The organism is Ginsengibacter sp. (assembly GCF_057362405.1).
In genome coordinates, this window is record NZ_JBMQQG010000061.1 from 1 (window position 1) to 16,897 (window position 16,897).

The window sequence follows — 16,897 nt, forward strand, 5'->3', positions numbered from 1 at the left end:
AGCCAGTAATATTTTTTCCCATGCGGGTCAAGACGTTCATCAAAATCTTCATCATATTTTGCATACGCCTGTTTCGATACTTTTATCCCATTCATTTCATTCAAGGGGACCGAGGGTATATTCACATTTAATAAAAGATGCTTATGCATTTTTGTTTTCAGCAGGCTCTGTACTATTTTATGTACGTAAAATTTTGCAGCGGTAAAGTCAGCCTCGAACCTATAATCTAATAACGAAAAACCAATAGACGGAATGCTTTCAATAGATGCTTCCATGGCGGCGCTCATCGTTCCGGAATAAATAACGTTTATAGAATGGTTGGCTCCGTGGTTAATGCCACTAAGGCAAATATCGGGTTTGCGGTGTAATATTTTATCTACGGCAAGCTTCACGCAATCAACCGGTGTGCCGCTCGTTTGCCACGATTCAACACCTTCAAACATATCCTCAACTTTATTCAGTCTTAAAGGAACGCCAATTGTAATGGCGTGTCCCATGCCACTTTGAGGTTTATCGGGGGCTACTACTACTACTTTACCAAGGTCTTTCACCGCTTCAACCAAATTGCGTATACCCGGTGCGGTTATGCCATCATCATTTGTTATAAGGATTATTGGTCTCTCTTTCTGCTCGTCAATCATTTTTGAATTTTCAATTTTTTATTCTAAAACCACCTGAACCATGGTCTTGCTACTGCTTCTCTGAACGGCCACGGTGTGGCAATTAGTATTAACAACAAAGCAATTCCAAAAAAAATAAGGCTTTTCTTAAATTTTGCAGAAGAGAGCGGAGCTTTCTTAACCATTACCCTTCCCACATGCACCAACACCCATGCAATTATCATCATTACTTCATGTTCCATTGTAAAGAAGCGAAGATTGGCGTCTTTCATTGCATCACCGAGATGTTTTAACTGGTCGAACCAAACTCCACTGAAGTAAAGCCCGAGGCCCACCAGCAATTGAATATCCATGCCCAACATGAAAAAGAAATTACTTCTTCCATCTGAGGGTGTGAATACTTTTTTCCCCGAAAGCCCACTAACGGCGCTTATTACAGTCCAGAAGCCAAAAATAATAATCACCCATCTTAATAGATTGTGTATTACAAGTAATGCCTGCATAAATTAATTTTTTTGCAAAAATAAGGTATTGGAGATTAGGGAAGAGGCATTGGGTAAAAGGGAGAAGTTACAAGGTAAAAGGTATATGTTGCGTTGTATAATGGATAACGTTTGCGGCATCAGGTATAAGGTATAAAGCATAAAGGGGGCTGGCCACTTAGACGGAATATTGAAACTGAAAGTTTGCTTGAATGGCCTGACACCTGGATGAACGCTAACTTTCAAATAAGAATAATTTTGAACACAATTATTGGTTATTATGCAAAGTATTGGGGATATATTTCCGGCGATTTATGATGTACTGGCATATTGTTTTGCATCAGGAGTTAAGAAAGCAATCTATTCTTCTTTCACAAAAATTGTCGCATTAAATCCTAAATGTAAATTTTCGTTATTGTTATTTTCAAAATGAATTGAATTGAAAATAATTTTTGCCCTCAGGTAAGTGTTTTCAGAACTTAAAATCATTTCATTCGCCGGAACCGATCTGTTATCACCGTACTTCTTTTGCAATGAGTTCAATAGTGAGGATACATTGAATGTTAAGGATGAATCTTTTGTCGTCGTAATAACAATATTTTTATTCTTAGGGTTAAAGCAAACTGAAATCCAATTTTTCTCCAGCAGGTAAGAGTTGCAAATTGTGTCATTGGCTTCGGAGATATAAGGGTTATAATTTGCGATAAAATAGTCGTATCCCTTTATTGCAAAGATGTTGTTGGTTGATTTTGGATAAAACTCCACATAAGTATTTTCATTTTCATTTGGCCCTGTTTGATATTCTGCCACATAAGAAATTTTCATCAGCCTGTGAATCTCTTTCACCTTAGTATAGTCATAATCATCCTGCATATTTTTAAATAAAGAATCAAGATTTTGTGCAAAATAGGGCTGCAATGTTTTGTATCCATGAACCTCCACCAGGTAGTTGATGATGGAACTGATTTGTTTATGATCTGTAAAAGCTATAGAATCTCTTGCCTCTGTAATCTTCTTGTTATAAAGCATTGAATATTTACCAAGTAGGGATTCCAGGTGACTTTCCTGGCTGGCCAAAGAAACATAGAACGCTCCCCATGGTCCAAAGGATGCTGCCACGGTAAGAATAAAAAGAGAAACCGGAATGAGTTTAATGTTTTTTGATTTTGAAACAAGAAAATAGACTGCTATAAATAAAAGCCAAAGGGCAAGCACCAGAATAAAATATCGTTGCTCGGTTATTCCATAATCATTTATTCTTCTTTTAACTGCAAGAAATAATAAAATGATTAAAGGAAATAAAGCGAAATAGAAAAAGCGGGAGAATATTAAAATCCATTTATTATTTTCATCATTGCGAACCGGGTATATAAGCAGCAATGATAAAATGCCACCAACGGAAAAGCCTATCACGAGATAGGAAACCCATCCTACAGGCCATTGTGCAGTAATGATGATCTTAAACATGTACGCATAGAGAATAAGCAGGTATATACTTACAAGCGGCAACAATATGTATTGGGTAAAAATATTTAATCCCTTTGGATAACCCGTTTTTAAATCAAGTTCCGGGAAATTTAAAGGAATTCCCGCCAGGAAAAACCAGGTATTGAAAATTCCGGCTAACCATATCCATAGGTCAGTATATAGTTTACTGTTGACATTGACATTAAATAATTTTTCGATGGCAAGAAGAGCCAATGCAAGGCCCAGGTAAAGAACAATTGTATATAAGCCCGAAATTAGTATTCTTAAGAAAATAATTTTATTGTATTGCCAGAAACCGTTCAACCCGCCTTTATAGGTAAATGGAACAAATGCAATTAATAAATGTAATGCTATAATAAATAGTGAAAACCTCGTAAAACTAATAACCATGAACTTTTCGGGCAATGTAAAATAGTAGCAAATGATTATACCAACTGATAATAGTTTTAACGCAATACCTGTTATAAACTTTAATTTTTTTTGCTCAATATAAATTTGCAATGCAATAAACAACAGCATTCCTAAATAGCAACTCATTATAATGTTGGTATAATAGTAATGCGATTTCTCCACGTCGTAACGCAGGTTTACAAACAATACACAGTATATGCAACCGCATGTCGCGGCGGCTAAAGCAAATGGAAATCTCCTAAAAGTGAAAAACGTTTTTGTTATAAGAGAATCAAGCGAGGGTAATCTCATAATAGGCATTTGTTAAAAAATATTCAATCGCATCTTTTTTGGTGAACTAAAGATGATGAATTTATTTAACTATGCTTATAAAAAAATACTATCGAAAAGTACCTAAAACTTGTGATCAGGCTTAATCAATTGCGGATATTCTTTTTGAAATTCTCTTATTTCGGGAATTGATACCGCTTGAACGTATCCCTGGTTGGGATTGTGAGCAATGAAATCCTGGTGATAGTCTTCAGCAGCCCAAAACTTTTTCAAAGGCACAACCTGTGCAGCAATGGGCGATTTATATTTTCCGGAAGCATTCATTTGCTGAATCTTTTGTTCTATTGCTTTTTTCTCCGCATCGTTTGTATAAAAAGCTATAGAGCGATATTCCGTTCCCAAATCAGGTCCCTGTCCATTTACCTGCGTAGGGTTTTGGCCGGCGAAATATACATTTAGCAATGTTTCATAGCTAATCTGTGAAGGATCATAATACACTTCTACACTTTCTGCATGACCGGTGTTTCCGGTGGCAACTTCTTCGTACGTCGGATTGGAAGTGGTTCCGCCTGCATAGCCCGAAACAGCTTCCTTTACACCTTTCACACTTTCAAATAAAGCCTCTTCATGCCAGAAACAGCCGGCGGCAAAATAGGCTTTACTGTATTTAGAAAGATCCTGCTTTTTATCAGCCGTTTGAAAAGGCTTGTTATCGGACCTTTGAGCACATGATGTAAGTGCTACCATTAATGCAGATGTAATAAACAAAATACCAAGAGATTTCATGTTCATAATTTTACAGATATACGTGTTAATAACAGGAAGAGTTGTTAAAGAAAAGTGAGAAACAAATTTTGACATAAGGCAATTTAAGTTTGTAATTACAACTTCAATTGAATCGCCTTGTTTCCCCACGCCGCCTGTTACAATAGGAAACTACAATGCAAAAATAAAAGTTTTGAGCCGGCTTGTTACTACATTCCTGTTAATAATCGTTGAATGCCCTCATCTAAAAAGGATCTGGTTACAAATGATTGTACCTACATGGAAATTTTTTCCCGATTCATTTACTACACTTAGTGTTTAATATAAATCCTGCAAGGGGGATTTTAAAAGAAATAATACAACTCTTATATTTGCATTATCAATGCCCGATAGTATAACGGTAGTACCGCAGATTCTGATTCTGCTTGTCTTGGTTCGAATCCAGGTCGGGTAACGGATTTAATTATAAAGTCTTGATGGCATTAGCTTTCAAGATTTTTTTTGTTTAGAGGGGACATTACAGGGGACGGATAGGAACGCGGGGAACATATGACATCATTAAATTCGATTTTTTAAAACTTCCGCCAAGAATATTTGATTTTTCCAATCGTAACTTGTAGGGCAAACAATTTTAAAAGTTAGTGGAATCCCTCACTGAAAAATTCTTTTAAAGAAATATTGAAGGCGCTTACAATTTTAATCAAACTACTCATTCTTAAATCTTGTCCTTGTCTTCTTTATATAATCGCAGGTAAGAACACTTCCGGTAGAAAAGTTAGTGTTAATCCGGAATAATTTTGCAATCCGGGCCACATCTGCCGTTTCAGATGTCCTGGGCGATAGTTGAACGATTTTTCTTTTTATATCGCTTAATTTATATTTTAACTTCTCTATTCCATCGAATCCCAAAAGGGTTATCGCATCTTCAATGAAATCATAAGTTTTCAGCGCCGCTGCTTTATAAGCTGGATAACAATAATTGCCAATCGTGCCTGGCTTATATTCACTAATGATTTTTAATTCTTTTACTGTCTCTTCAAAATTGGTAATATCATCCATTGGTATTAATTCCGTTTTGGCAGCATTAAAAATCCACTTATCTACACAAATATTATTTTTTTCATATTGTTTACGAAGGATGGTCAATGAAATATAATCTTCATTCAGGATACGGTAATTGTATAAATCGATTTTTGATGCGTTTAAATCGGATGTAATTGTTTTTGAATCTTTGTCCACTTGGAAAAATCTCAGATCCAATGCCGCAGCAGCATTTATCCTGTTGTCAGGATTTTCCATACGACCTAAGTCTGCAACCATTGATTGTTCATCTTTGATATCGGTTTCCATCCTTTTTTTAAATTGGGTGTAGGACAGCTTTTCTGAATAACGGGTTCTGCTTACGACATGATAAATTAGTCCCCGGTATTGGGAATTTCGGATCCTGCCGCTTATTTGTAGAAATTGAGTTGAAATATCTACGAGCGTATTAGGGTTATTGCCATCGGACACAATAACTATTTTACCGTTCTCATCATAGAAATCTGATCCTTCAAAAGCACAGGAGGTTATGAAGTTTATTTTCTTTGGCTCATCTGTGGCCTTGCCCCTCGAAATTGGAAGTACCGTCTCATTATTTTCAGAATAAATTACCCGGCAATTTTGGTTGGTGAGTTTACAATTGGTTATCATTTTTTTCATAAACCCGTCTGAGTTTACAAAAAAGTAATAATTACCCTCATAAGTCCCTTTAAGTATCCCATCTATCTGGTTTTTGATTGTCTTTTCAATTCCGTTTTTGCACTTCACTATTTTAACTTTCACCGGCAAGCTTTCTTCCCAGGCGGCATTTACCACATCCACGTCTTTTAATTCTTCCAGTGTAAATTCTTCATATACCGGTTGGCGGTCATAAACGTGAAACTATTAAATGCTTTGTAGTTGTTCAAGACAACGAGTGCTGCTTTCTTTCGGTAACTGAAATGTGTGAACAAACAATGGTATTCATCAATCAGAATAAAATAATCCGAAGGTTTGATTTGTTCCATAACACGTAATAAGCTATCGTAGGTCACCATTATCTTTGGGACTGTTGCCCTCTGCAGGTAACTTGAGAACTCTTTGGCCGTAATGCTTCCATGTACCGCAAATACTTCCTGTGCGTATAGGTTTTTATTATTTTTGGATTGAATTGACTTGTTATCTGCCAGGCTAACATATGGCACACATATCACTGTAGGGGTATCATTAGTGAGAGCAATAGTTGTTCCGCCGCATCCCGTGACCCCTTTGTTAAATAACCAGTTTACCGGCAATTCCTTCAATGCATCAGATAAGTAATTGGTACCGCCTGGGATAATTATTGATGAAGTTTTCAGGGGTTTTGTATTTTTTTAAGGTTAATTAGTTTCAGCATTAGTATAACAAAAAGTTGAGCTCATAGTGTTTTTATTAGGGCCAGCGCACTTTTTTGTTATGTTTCTGGGTAAAAAATAAGATGATCTTAATAACCATCCTTTTTATCACCCTTTATTATAATATACCGAAATTTCTTGGGAAAAATCCCAATTTACTTGTCTTTTTTGCCCTGTTTCTTAGGAAAAATCCCAAACTATTTTTCGTGGTGTATTCCCTCAAGAAGCTTATCTATAGATGGTTTTAGAGGAATTTATTGCTATTTATGCCACCCGTTCTCTATTATATATTAAAGAGATTATTCTATCCTACAACAACTATTAAAGAATTTACAACTATGGTACTCATCTTTTTGGAAGAAAGTTGTGGATCATCCTATTTGTCTTGAATCATTTACAGAAGAGATACGAGCGAATATATGCGAGAGAACCACTTTTTATCGTCTGTTGTACGCTGACTATAAAAGTCATTGGGATTATGCGGAATCTTCTACACAGATGCAATGCTATATAGCCAATGTGCTTTTTATTTTACGTTATCGATTTCATTGATTCTGTTGGTACAAGTTTCAACTATAATAACTACTTATCAAAAAAAAATACTCTTTAGACCAGCTCAGGTACTGAGACCTGGAAGGTAGCTGGTAACCCAAACCGCTATACGCAGTTGTCAGAATATAAATTTGCATGTGCCAGAATTATAAGGAAAATTTGGAAATTTAAAAATAATTACTTTATATTTGTAACTATTAAAACTTTATAAAATAAACTAATGAAGAAAATTGAATCTATACAATCAGCTAAATTAGCTGTTTCACCGGGGCCTTTCAGCACAGGCGTAAAAGCCAACGGTTTTTTATTCTTATCAGGCCAGGTGGGAATTGACCAGGGCGGTAAACTGGCCGATGATTTTGATCTCGAGGTAAGGCAGATATTTAAAAATATTGATGCGGTACTGTCTGAACAAAAGCTGACGTTGGACAATATCCTGTGCGTTACTGTTTATTTAAAAGACATGGGGAATTTTGGACGCCTTAACGATATTTATAAAACCTACTTTCAAAGCTATTATCCGACAAGGACCTGTATCGCGGTTTTAGAACTGCCGTTAAAAGCTAATGTTGAAATGACTATCACCGCCTTAACCGAAAACTGATTATGCCTGTAGTTACATTTACTTTGCTGAAAGATCAGCCAGCTGCCTTGAAGACCAAACTTGGTCGTGCCGTCCATCTCGCGCGGGAAAATCCCGGCTTTTCCAAAGCTGACAGATTTCAGAGATTCCTGGAACTGGATAATGAAAATTTCAGCTATGACCTTTATTATCCGGACCTGGCAGAGCCGCGCACAGATCGTTTTGTCCTCGGTCGGTCAGTCAAAAACAGGCAGTCCGAAAGCGATATACCTGTTATGCTTCACCGAGAGGGCCAATTGATATGGAATTCATGGTTGACGTATTGAAATCCACGTTTTTTTAATTGAATCTTAACCAGGGCTGCTATGATCAAGGATAAATATTTGCGATTGGTGTTTATTCCATTGCTGGGAATAGTGATTCCTTTTTTTTCAGGAATTATATCATATATCCAATACTCAGTCATGGAGTTAATCGCAATAAACTTATATTATATTTTACTTTCTTATTGCCTCTGGACAGGAGCAAGCTGGGTGCACCGCAAAACCCGTTTTTTATCCAGGACCTTTCGTAACCCTGTCGCCAAAGTCTTTTCTGTTTCTTTAATAGGAGGATTATTCGGGACCGCTATTTCAGGCATATTTTCCATTGCCTGGTATAGAATATCAAAAGAAAACTTTAACTGGTCTCCTGTATTCAAATGCGTTGCTTTTTCTTCTTTGGCAGTTTTATTATTTACGCTCCTTTATGAAATATTGTTTCTAAGTACACAGCGGGTCCTTTATACAAAGATCGTTGACCAGCTCGATTGGGAGCGGTCCAGGGCAGAAATGTCGGTTCTAAAAAATGAACTGGAGCCACATTTTATTTTCAATTCTCTTAATATACTTTCTTATCTTATACTGAATGATCCCCAAACAGCTCATGAGTTTAACGCCAAGCTTGCTTCTGTATATAAATATTTTTTGATCAACAAAGACAGGGAATTGATTACCCTGCAGGGAGAGCTTGAATTTATAGAGAACTATTTTTTTATGTTGCAGGTGCGGCACGATAATAAACTTCATTTATCAACGGACCTCAGTAGTCATCATGAAGGTACCCTGATGATATTGCCTTATGCTTTGCACCTTCTTGTTGAGAATGCAATTAAGCACAACGAGTTTACCGATGCAGATCCTTTGTACATAAAAGTTATTCTGAATGGGGAATATATACACGTAAAGAACAATAAAAAGGCTAAGCCTTACGTGGTTAATTCAACCGGCATAGGCCTGCGTAATCTTAGTTCCCGTTACAGGCTTGTATGCAATAAAGATATACTTATAGAAACAACAGATAACGAATTCACTGTAAAACTCCCATTAATTAAATCAAACCTGTAGCCATGCTTAACGCCCTTATTATTGAAGACGAAAAACCGGCAATGGAAGTGCTGGTAAAAAAACTTTCCCAAGTATCAACGCCGGTAAATATACAAGCCAGGTTGAAGTCCGTGAAAGAAAGCATAGAGTATATAACAGAACACCCCGAAGCGGATATAATATTTAGTGATGTTCAGTTAACGGATGGTTTATCTTTCGACATATTCAGGCAGACCGGTGTTCAGTCTCCTGTAATTTTTATAACAGGCTATGATGATTATATGATGATGGCATTTGAGAATAACGGTATCGACTACTTGCTGAAACCGGTTGACACACCCGATCTTGAAAAATCCCTGCTGAAATACAGTATGCTGCGGGAGCATTTTTCTCATACCAATGCAAATATGCCTGTTGAGAACCTTTTGAAATTCGTTAATAAAAGAAAGAAAACAAGATTGCTTGTAAAAAAGGGCCTGGAAAATATTGCCTTACGGTTGGAAGATGTTGCTTTAATGTATACCGAAAACAAACTCGTGTATGTAATAGATAATTGTTCAAAAAAATATATTTCAGATAAAATATTAAGTGAGTTGGAAGAAGAATTAGACGATACTACTTTCTTTCGTGTAAACCGCCAGCATATTGTCAATATCAATTATGTAAAAAGCTTTAAGGCTTTTGAAAAAGTGAAGCTGCTGATCGATATTACCATTCCTGAAATAAATCATTCTATTGTCATCAGCCAGGAAACTGCGCCGGCGTTCAGAAAGTGGATGCATGATGCATAAGGTTTTTTGTCTGAACCGTATCATTTGGGCCTCCAGAATTAGATCAATAAATCCCGGCAAACCACAATGATTGCCGCACTGCTGTATAAATAATTCTCACAGAATATTCTCATATCGCAACCTAGCTTTTTTAAGGGGGAAAAAAGTGTGTTATAAAATTAGGAAATTCAAAGATAATTACTTTATATTCGTAAGTATTGAAAAATTATAATACAGACAAATGAAAAAATATCCTATAAGGTGTCCTGTTACTGCTTATTTACGTATGATAGACGGGCACTGGAAACCGTTACTTCTTTGGCATTTACAAAAAAAACCGTTGCGTTTTAAGGATATTCTATCAGTTATCCCAGACATCTCGACCAGGGTACTTACAGAACAACTTAATGAAATGGAAGAGGATAACCTGATTAGTCGCAGAGCCTACAATGAAACACCTCCGAGGGTGGAGTATGAATTAACTGATTGGGGTAGGACCTTATTACCTGGCTTAGCAGTGTTACGCGAGTGGGGCCTACAGTTTTTAAAGGAAAACAAACACACCCTTCATCCCGATAGTGAATGGAATCAAAAAATTACTGAGCTACTATAAAATGTTGCCGTTTATCCCAGTGCAAAATTCCGGATAAAATCCCGGTACACCTTCAGTTAATATGACTTTTAAATTGTCAGGTGCGCATGGTCATGTTGGTGGTACTAAATCCTCCCCTTTGAAACCTCCTTTTTTTGAAGGGTACCTTTTCACAACACATCACGTATTAAATAGCTATTTTCATTTTTTTGGGGCTCCAAATGTTGCGATGTATAATCATGATCCTAAAGATATAAGTGTATTCGGGTGCAAAGAAGCGGAAGCTTTTACCAGCGATGGATGATGAATTACAAATGACAGCAATCTGCGCCATTATATTGAGTAAATGGTATAAAAGCGAACTGGTGTTCGTTGCTTCACTGAATGGATCATGGTAAAAGCTTCCACTTATGGACAATTCTTTATCCAGGTAACTCTAAGTAAGATTAAAGGTAACGGCGTGCATCTTTCGAAGGATGGTATGGATTACTCCCGTTAACAGCTCCATTTTTCAAAGCAAATACTATTTCGAGGATTACATTACATAAATAGCTATTCCTGCTTTTTTTTGGATGTTTCGGTAGATGAATATCAGACTCTCCGTTGAAACCTTCATTTTTGCATGCACCTTCTAACAGGCCGGCATTCGTGTATTTATACGGCTATTGTTCATGCAAATCACACCGAACTATAGCAGGCTAAAGTAGATTGATGCGGACCAAATATTAGGGAGAACAATTGTAGGTATATTTTTCTTGCACACCGGCATCTACTCCCATGTACGTAAGTACAATTTCATTGGGGGTATTCATTTTCACAAAGACTGAAGGATAGTGGGGGAAATTCCCGCCTGGAGGCGGACTTGTAGGATAGATCCTGAAATCTGCTGAATCAATTACGGTAAACCGGTTATAATCATTCATAGTGAAGTTGTAGTTGGCATTATAGCTGAATGAAGAATCAGTTGAGAATTCAATCGTAACGGCGTTGCTCTTATCAACTGGATGCCAGCTGGGATCTGGATTACCAGGGACCGAATAGAATCTGTTGGCTACAAGATCCCAGTGGCCAATAATACTTCCGGCCAAATTGTTACAGTTTGAGGCCATCACGGGATCACTTTTCCTGCAGGAAAATAGCAGGATTGAAAATCCTATTACCAAGTATAACTTTTGCATTCCCAAGTTTTGTTATTGTGACACAAAGATTAAAGGAAACGTTGCATTAAATGTCCGGAGCTAAATCCCAATTATATTTCCAGAATCCAGTAACATTGGAATCAACGTGTATAAAGTTTTACTTTCCTTCACATATTATTTAAGCTTTTATTCAGAATTGAAAGACAAGCGGGAATAAACCGATTTCAGCCTGGTAAAGAGAAATGCTACTCATTGTACCGGTAATCAAATTGTTGAGCTCCTTGCCGCCTTTTCTTGGCTACATGGGACAACTGCTGGTTAGCGTTGATCACTAACCGAGTTCGAATAGCATATCAAAGACTTAATCTCCCTTGAAACGTGTATACTTTTCTTCCTATAATTTTTTAAAGAATAACGGCGGGAATTGGACCCACTAAAGAAATAACTGCTACAAAAAGAACAATTATTTTGTTGTTATCAACAAGTGTTCCAGGTCTCTTATAAAAAATCTCCTTTTGATTAAAAATAAGAAGTAGGAAAATGGAGCAGCCGCAGGATTATTTGTTGCCCTGCAAGGCAATTCACTGATAATTGCAAGCCGAGTAGAGGGCTTGTTATGGAATTTTAACCGAACAGCATTAAGTTTTTTTTCCCTCACATCAATTGTGAAAATACTTGTTTTTTTCTTAATGTTCTTCTTTGTTCATAAACTAAAATTAGCAGCTGAAGAAATGATAGTAGATTAAATAATGTCTATGAAAGAACTTACGATTTATTTTATCCTGTTTGCTTCCTTTTTTATCAGGAACAGCGTAAGTTAAGACCCATGTAGTTGAGATTATGAGCGGACTTGTTCGGGACTACAAAATTTACTGGCTGGCTGTAGATAGGAATTGCTCCGGAAACAGGATACTGAAAACGGTTCCTTCGCTGATCTGAGATTGTACATTAATCTGAAGACCGTAATATTGGGCAATTGTTTTAACAATATAAAGCCCCAGGCCATATCCCTCTTCATTGCTGTGTACGCTTTTCCTGAACCGGTCAAATATATTTGCCAGGTCTTTTTCGGGTATCCCGATGCCTGTATCTTTTATCAGTAAGGTATAAGATTTGCCGGGGATGAAATTATCCGAAACTATTATTTGGCCCTCTTCTTTGTTGTACCGTATGGCGTTATTGATCAAATTATAAATAAGCTGAAAAAGAAGATCATGATTAATGTTTTTTAGCACTACTTTTTGAGATACATCAATTGTGAACCCAATGTTTTTTGCTTCCATGCGAAGGTTGAGCTCTTCGGCCATCTCATTTATCAATGAAATAATATTCACTTTCTTTGTTATAATGAACTGATCATTTTCAATGCGTGAAATGAATAAGAGGGAATGAACTATTTTTTTTAAGCGATTCAATGTTTTCATCATGCCCGCTATCTTCTCCTGCAACTCTTCATCCCTTTCAGAATTGATCATCAGATTTTCCATATTAGTCTGGAGAATGCTGATGGGTGTCATCAATTCGTGAGATGCATTAGAAGTAAACTCACGTTCTTTATCAAATGCTTCTTTGATCTTACCTATTAAATCAATAAGCGATTGATCGAGATATTTAAAATCGCTTGTAGTTGTTTTGATGGGTATCAAATGTTCTTTGAAAGGGAATTTCCGGTGCAAAAGCTTTGTTTTGATTATCGTGCCAAGCGGCCTTATCAGGTAGTTGGTGAATATCAAATCAATAATTACCGTAATTGCTATCAGGCCAATTAAAATATATAAAGTAAAACGTTGCAGTAACCTGTCGTACTCACCAATCGAAGCGACTGTTTTTCCTATTTCAAGTGTGTATCTTTTATTTTTGTAATCGAATACATGAATCAAAACACGATAATTGAGCGTGTCATTTTCAATGATCCGTTTTGAAGTTTCGACGGTATCAGTCGCATTGGCACCAGGCGATAATGCAAGTGAGATATATTCTTCTTTCAGCATGGTGTAACTGCCATAACTTGAATCTCCCTCAAAGTAATAATTTATCCCGTTTTTGCTGATGATCTCCAACACTTTTTTCTTCTGCTCCTGCAAATTTATATTTGTGTAACGGGAAGCAATTTCGCCCACCAGTACCGGCAACAAAGCAACAAACAACATAACGACAGCCAGTTTGGAAAATGTGATGAGAAGAGTGAGTTTTGTTAGCAGCCTCATGGTCAGGTTTTTATTTTGTATCCTATACCTCTGATGGTTTGCAGCCATTCTGCTGGAGCATACTGCGTTAGCTTTTTGCGGATATTCTTTATATGAACATCAATAAAATTAGAATCATAATCGTCATCAGCAAAATTGCCCCAGATATGATCGCTGAGCTGTAGCCTTGTCAAAGGCCTGTTCTGGTGAAGCAGCATATAATTCAACAGATCGAATTCTTTCCGCGAAAGCTGTATTTCCTGTTCCTCGTGAGAAATGATTCTTTTTTGAAGATCGACGGCGAAATCACCAATTTCAATTATTGAATCCTTTATGCCCGATTTTCTTCGCGAGATCGCCATCATCCGCGACTGCAATTCCAGCAACGAGAATGGTTTTGCCAAATAATCATCTGCTCCAAGATCAAGGCCCTTAATCCGATCATCCAGGTCGCCACGCGCCGTTAATATGATATAGGAAGCCTGGGTGCAAATGCTTTTTGCCTCTTTGAGCACCTGCAGGCCATCGCAGTCCGGAAGTCCGAGATCGATAAGGATAAAATCATAAGCATTGTCTCCCATCATCAGGCGGGCCTGTTTTCCGCTTTCGGAATGATCGCATTGATAGTGTGCTTTCTCCAGGAAAGCGACTATCTCTTCGGCTATTCTTTTCTCATCTTCAACTATAAGCACTTTCATAATCTTCAGAACTGGTAATAAAAACTAAAACTAAAAAATGAATTCATCTTTCCAGGGCCCGCCTCGGTATTATTGCTCAACATCGAGAGCAGGCAACTTGCTTCCACCACGTAATTGGCACGGTTATAATCCAGTGGCATTTTGAAATTGTATGACAAAATATTGAATGTGGTGATTGCCTTCGTGAAGCTACTGCTGCCGGGCCCCTGGGTGCCGGTAACAGGCGTGAAGAGAATGCCCAGCAGGCTATCTGCCAGTTTTTTCTGCGTTATATATGTCTGGTAGAAATGCTGTGTGCCACCAACTACACTCAGTGCAGGGGTGATGGTAACAACATCTTTTTTGCCGATGCTGCCAAGTGTGACAGTTTTGCTGACTCCCGCAGTAGTAAAGATATCCGGTGTATTTCCAATGGAATAGTCAGCAATGATTGATGGTTTGACCCATGCATCATAGCTAAGGGCAATGCTTGCATTGTCCGGGTTGCCTGCCTGCAAAAAAGGAGAAAACCGCGGGTAGAAAGTATGAATGTAACTGATATCTGCGGATAGCTTTTTACTGATCTTAAAGTCTATACCCGCACCCAGGTTAGAGGCGGATTCTATACTTTTCCCGGTATCGTTTACCAGTTTATATGCAAGCGCTGTGAAGTAGATGCCCGATTTTAAGTGGTACGTTGCGGCAGCAGCAACATACGGCAATTTCTCTTGGGCTGTCTGCCCGTAATAATCAGCATTCATGCAATAAACTGCGCCTAATGTTAATGTCGATTTGGGCTTAGCGCTGTCGGGCTTGTTGTCCTGAGTGCTATCTGTTTGAGAGCTTGTTGCAGGATTAGCTGTTTGCCCTGCACACTGAAATGTTATCAGTCCGGCGATTGCCAGGCATATTAAAAGTTTCATGGGTAGAAAATAATTTAGTTGATTTTAATGACCGGTCTAATGATTTTTGGTTTAATGATCTTAATTGGCTTCACTTTCACCTGGACAGGCACTGCTACCGGCGCAACCTGTTTTTTTGCTTTTGGCACTTCTTTAATAGTCGTTACCGTTGGGCCGTTGCCAGTTTTTGCCTCCGGCATTTTTCCCGGTGCCGGGATGGTGTCGACCGGCAGGGATAGTAATTCTTTGTAGCTGGCAATAGGAGGAAAGTCTTTACGAAGTCCGCCACCAGCGTAGCAAAAGGACGTTGCCGTCATGAAAACCAGCAATGCTGTCAAAAATTTAAAAATGCAATTACGTGTCATTTGAAAGAACAGATTTTTGCCCAATCGGCAAAAATCTGTTTATATTTTGTTTACTTAATCTTGATACCTGCACCCGTTGCAATGTGAGTGTTCACTTTGAGGGATGCTGGCATCGGCTTAATAGACTGCTTAACTGCAGTTCCTCTCGCTTCGACCTTTTCATCCGTTGACTTCATGGTTGCTTTTGTGCGTTCACCGGTTTTTACCAATGCGTTGGCAGTTGCATTTTCAGTTTTTTCGCCGCCGTTTTTCACTTCTTCGGAATTGACGTTAACGTCGGTACTGGCCGAAGTTGAAGACTGCTCTTTTAAAGACGCATCTTTGCCTGAATTATTGCTTTCGCCTGTTGTATTTGAAGACAATTCCGCTTGTGAGCTGGCTGAAGCATTCGCGTTACGGGCCGTAGTTTTCTTTCCAGCTTTTACGCTGCCTTTTGACTGATCGGTTGCTGCTTTCTTCCCGTTGCTTACAGTTTTCTCTGTTTTCTTAGTGACCCGCATTGCCTTGTCGTTTACCGTGCTCACCGCATTCGCTTTAACAGTGGCCTGGGCGTTTGCATCAGAAGTAGCTGATTGTGCGAAAGAGGCAGTTGATATCAAAAGAACTGCCGCGAATAAAAGTGTAATTTTCATAAAGTGTTTTTTAATGATTAAATATGATTACGCAACAAACATATATTGCCAACATGAAGGGAAGATGAAAAATGGAAAAGAATATATTTTTTTGAAGGGAATTTCTTTTTGGGAACTTGAATTTCGATTTTTCCTCCCAGGCAATTATTCCCACTTAAGATTATTATCGATTGCCGCACGTATTCTTACTGGATGGCTTATAGTAGCAGATGTTGACAGATATATTGCTCAGTTTCCGGCGAGGGGGCACCTATATTTCGGTTGGGCACAATACGGCGGGGATGGGGACCCTGGTAATTGACTATTTTTTATTCTTTTGAAGTTATAGGTTTTCTATTGCTGCTCACTTCTTCAGTTTTAGTGGTAAGGTGCCCGGCAGCCTTAAAACACGCTGCATTGATGGTGCATTTAGCTACCACGCTAACGGTATTAAAAAATGTACCTAAGGAGGCACAAACGAAGATTACTTCGGTTAGCCTTCAGGGTTAGGCTCAGTCGTTGGATGCCTGGAAACATTTTTCCTCGTGCTGCCTTTTCCATGCCCGGTGTTGTTCCTGTTTTTTTTATCTTTTCCTGTAGGTTCTTTCTTCACCTCATTTCCTCCGAAAGCGGCAGGGCTCGTTTTGTTTTTAGTTCCTGTGCTCATGATTATTTTTTTTGAAAGCAACACAAGAAGTTTGCCATG

The 16,897-nt window shown here is 38.0% G+C and carries 18 protein-coding genes and 1 tRNA gene; 6 read left to right on the top strand and 13 right to left on the bottom strand.

What is annotated here, in order from left to right:
• From surE to msrA, 4 genes are all read right to left on the bottom strand, one after another.
• Positions 1–641, bottom strand: a 641-nt coding sequence (surE, locus tag ACO1O5_RS05290) for a 5'/3'-nucleotidase SurE (protein ID WP_486268795.1), incomplete at its 3' end; no start/stop codon positions are given.
• A gap of 23 nt (positions 642–664) precedes the next feature.
• Positions 665–1,123, bottom strand: coding sequence for a hypothetical protein (locus ACO1O5_RS05295; protein ID WP_486268796.1), 459 nt, complete (start codon positions 1,121–1,123; stop codon positions 665–667).
• A 339-nt stretch (positions 1,124–1,462) separates the two neighbouring features.
• Positions 1,463–3,292: a DUF4153 domain-containing protein gene (locus ACO1O5_RS05300; protein ID WP_486268797.1), complete on the bottom strand. Its 1,830-nt coding sequence runs from the start codon at positions 3,290–3,292 to the stop codon at positions 1,463–1,465.
• A gap of 102 nt (positions 3,293–3,394) precedes the next feature.
• Positions 3,395–4,057, bottom strand: coding sequence for a peptide-methionine (S)-S-oxide reductase MsrA (gene msrA / locus ACO1O5_RS05305; protein ID WP_486268798.1), 663 nt, complete (start codon positions 4,055–4,057; stop codon positions 3,395–3,397).
• Positions 4,058–4,419: 362 nt separating this feature from the next.
• On the opposite strand from msrA, the gene ACO1O5_RS05310 reads away from it, so the two are divergent.
• Positions 4,420–4,490, top strand: a tRNA-Gln gene (locus ACO1O5_RS05310).
• 251 nt (positions 4,491–4,741) lie between these two features.
• Here ACO1O5_RS05310 and ACO1O5_RS05315 read toward each other — a convergent pair.
• The gene (locus ACO1O5_RS05315; RefSeq protein ID WP_486268799.1) at positions 4,742–5,893 is read right to left on the bottom strand and encodes a hypothetical protein; all 1,152 of its coding nucleotides are present in this window, start codon (positions 5,891–5,893) and stop codon (positions 4,742–4,744) included.
• 11 nt (positions 5,894–5,904) lie between these two features.
• Positions 5,905–6,360 carry a hypothetical protein gene (locus ACO1O5_RS05320; RefSeq protein WP_486268800.1) on the bottom strand — a complete coding sequence of 152 codons (456 nt, stop codon included), beginning with the start codon at positions 6,358–6,360 and terminating at the stop codon, positions 5,905–5,907.
• 862 nt (positions 6,361–7,222) lie between these two features.
• Here ACO1O5_RS05320 and ACO1O5_RS05325 point away from each other — a divergent pair.
• From ACO1O5_RS05325 to ACO1O5_RS05345, 5 genes are all read left to right on the top strand, one after another.
• Complete coding sequence (locus ACO1O5_RS05325; RefSeq protein WP_486268801.1) at positions 7,223–7,606, top strand: RidA family protein; 384 nt, start codon at positions 7,223–7,225, stop codon at positions 7,604–7,606.
• A 344-nt stretch (positions 7,607–7,950) separates the two neighbouring features.
• Positions 7,951–8,970: a sensor histidine kinase gene (locus tag ACO1O5_RS05330; protein ID WP_486268802.1), complete on the top strand. Its 1,020-nt coding sequence runs from the start codon at positions 7,951–7,953 to the stop codon at positions 8,968–8,970.
• A 2-nt stretch (positions 8,971–8,972) separates the two neighbouring features.
• Positions 8,973–9,740, top strand: a complete 768-nt coding sequence (locus tag ACO1O5_RS05335; protein WP_486268803.1) for a LytR/AlgR family response regulator transcription factor — start codon at positions 8,973–8,975, stop codon at positions 9,738–9,740.
• A 220-nt stretch (positions 9,741–9,960) separates the two neighbouring features.
• The gene (locus ACO1O5_RS05340; protein WP_486268804.1) at positions 9,961–10,332 is read left to right on the top strand and encodes a winged helix-turn-helix transcriptional regulator; all 372 of its coding nucleotides are present in this window, start codon (positions 9,961–9,963) and stop codon (positions 10,330–10,332) included.
• 61 nt (positions 10,333–10,393) lie between these two features.
• The gene (locus ACO1O5_RS05345; RefSeq protein ID WP_486268805.1) at positions 10,394–10,615 is read left to right on the top strand and encodes a hypothetical protein; all 222 of its coding nucleotides are present in this window, start codon (positions 10,394–10,396) and stop codon (positions 10,613–10,615) included.
• A gap of 421 nt (positions 10,616–11,036) precedes the next feature.
• Here the strand turns inward: ACO1O5_RS05345 and ACO1O5_RS05350 are convergent, their stop codons facing one another.
• The 7 genes from ACO1O5_RS05350 to ACO1O5_RS05380 all read right to left on the bottom strand — a co-directional run.
• Positions 11,037–11,489 (bottom strand): hypothetical protein, encoded by a 453-nt coding sequence (locus ACO1O5_RS05350; protein WP_486268806.1) that lies wholly within the window; start codon positions 11,487–11,489, stop codon positions 11,037–11,039.
• 830 nt (positions 11,490–12,319) lie between these two features.
• Positions 12,320–13,657 carry a sensor histidine kinase gene (locus tag ACO1O5_RS05355; RefSeq protein WP_486268807.1) on the bottom strand — a complete coding sequence of 446 codons (1,338 nt, stop codon included), beginning with the start codon at positions 13,655–13,657 and terminating at the stop codon, positions 12,320–12,322.
• 2 nt (positions 13,658–13,659) lie between these two features.
• Positions 13,660–14,334, bottom strand: a complete 675-nt coding sequence (locus ACO1O5_RS05360; protein WP_486268808.1) for a response regulator transcription factor — start codon at positions 14,332–14,334, stop codon at positions 13,660–13,662.
• Positions 14,335–14,339: 5 nt separating this feature from the next.
• Positions 14,340–15,236 carry a hypothetical protein gene (locus ACO1O5_RS05365; protein WP_486268809.1) on the bottom strand — a complete coding sequence of 299 codons (897 nt, stop codon included), beginning with the start codon at positions 15,234–15,236 and terminating at the stop codon, positions 14,340–14,342.
• Positions 15,237–15,250: 14 nt separating this feature from the next.
• Positions 15,251–15,580, bottom strand: a complete 330-nt coding sequence (locus tag ACO1O5_RS05370; protein ID WP_486268810.1) for a hypothetical protein — start codon at positions 15,578–15,580, stop codon at positions 15,251–15,253.
• A 50-nt stretch (positions 15,581–15,630) separates the two neighbouring features.
• Positions 15,631–16,212, bottom strand: coding sequence for a hypothetical protein (locus ACO1O5_RS05375; protein ID WP_486268811.1), 582 nt, complete (start codon positions 16,210–16,212; stop codon positions 15,631–15,633).
• Between the two features lie 472 nt (positions 16,213–16,684).
• Positions 16,685–16,897, bottom strand: a 213-nt coding sequence (locus tag ACO1O5_RS05380; protein WP_486268812.1) for a hypothetical protein, incomplete at its 5' end; no start/stop codon positions are given.

Excerpts from the sequence above, each read along its gene's own strand:
- ACO1O5_RS05355 (WP_486268807.1), bottom strand. The coding sequence starts at position 13,657 with ATGAGGCTGCTAACAAAACTCACTCTTCTCATCACATTTTCCAAACTG.
- ACO1O5_RS05340 (WP_486268804.1), top strand. The coding sequence starts at position 9,961 with ATGAAAAAATATCCTATAAGGTGTCCTGTTACTGCTTATTTACGTATG.
- ACO1O5_RS05325 (WP_486268801.1), top strand. The coding sequence starts at position 7,223 with ATGAAGAAAATTGAATCTATACAATCAGCTAAATTAGCTGTTTCACCG.
- ACO1O5_RS05370 (WP_486268810.1), bottom strand. The coding sequence starts at position 15,580 with ATGACACGTAATTGCATTTTTAAATTTTTGACAGCATTGCTGGTTTTC.
- ACO1O5_RS05300 (WP_486268797.1), bottom strand. The coding sequence starts at position 3,292 with ATGAGATTACCCTCGCTTGATTCTCTTATAACAAAAACGTTTTTCACT.
- ACO1O5_RS05350 (WP_486268806.1), bottom strand. The coding sequence starts at position 11,489 with ATGCAAAAGTTATACTTGGTAATAGGATTTTCAATCCTGCTATTTTCC.
- ACO1O5_RS05365 (WP_486268809.1), bottom strand. The coding sequence starts at position 15,236 with ATGAAACTTTTAATATGCCTGGCAATCGCCGGACTGATAACATTTCAG.
- ACO1O5_RS05360 (WP_486268808.1), bottom strand. The coding sequence starts at position 14,334 with ATGAAAGTGCTTATAGTTGAAGATGAGAAAAGAATAGCCGAAGAGATA.
- ACO1O5_RS05330 (WP_486268802.1), top strand. The coding sequence starts at position 7,951 with ATGATCAAGGATAAATATTTGCGATTGGTGTTTATTCCATTGCTGGGA.
- ACO1O5_RS05335 (WP_486268803.1), top strand. The coding sequence starts at position 8,973 with ATGCTTAACGCCCTTATTATTGAAGACGAAAAACCGGCAATGGAAGTG.
- ACO1O5_RS05345 (WP_486268805.1), top strand. The coding sequence starts at position 10,394 with ATGACTTTTAAATTGTCAGGTGCGCATGGTCATGTTGGTGGTACTAAA.
- ACO1O5_RS05295 (WP_486268796.1), bottom strand. The coding sequence starts at position 1,123 with ATGCAGGCATTACTTGTAATACACAATCTATTAAGATGGGTGATTATT.
- ACO1O5_RS05375 (WP_486268811.1), bottom strand. The coding sequence starts at position 16,212 with ATGAAAATTACACTTTTATTCGCGGCAGTTCTTTTGATATCAACTGCC.
- msrA (WP_486268798.1), bottom strand. The coding sequence starts at position 4,057 with ATGAAATCTCTTGGTATTTTGTTTATTACATCTGCATTAATGGTAGCA.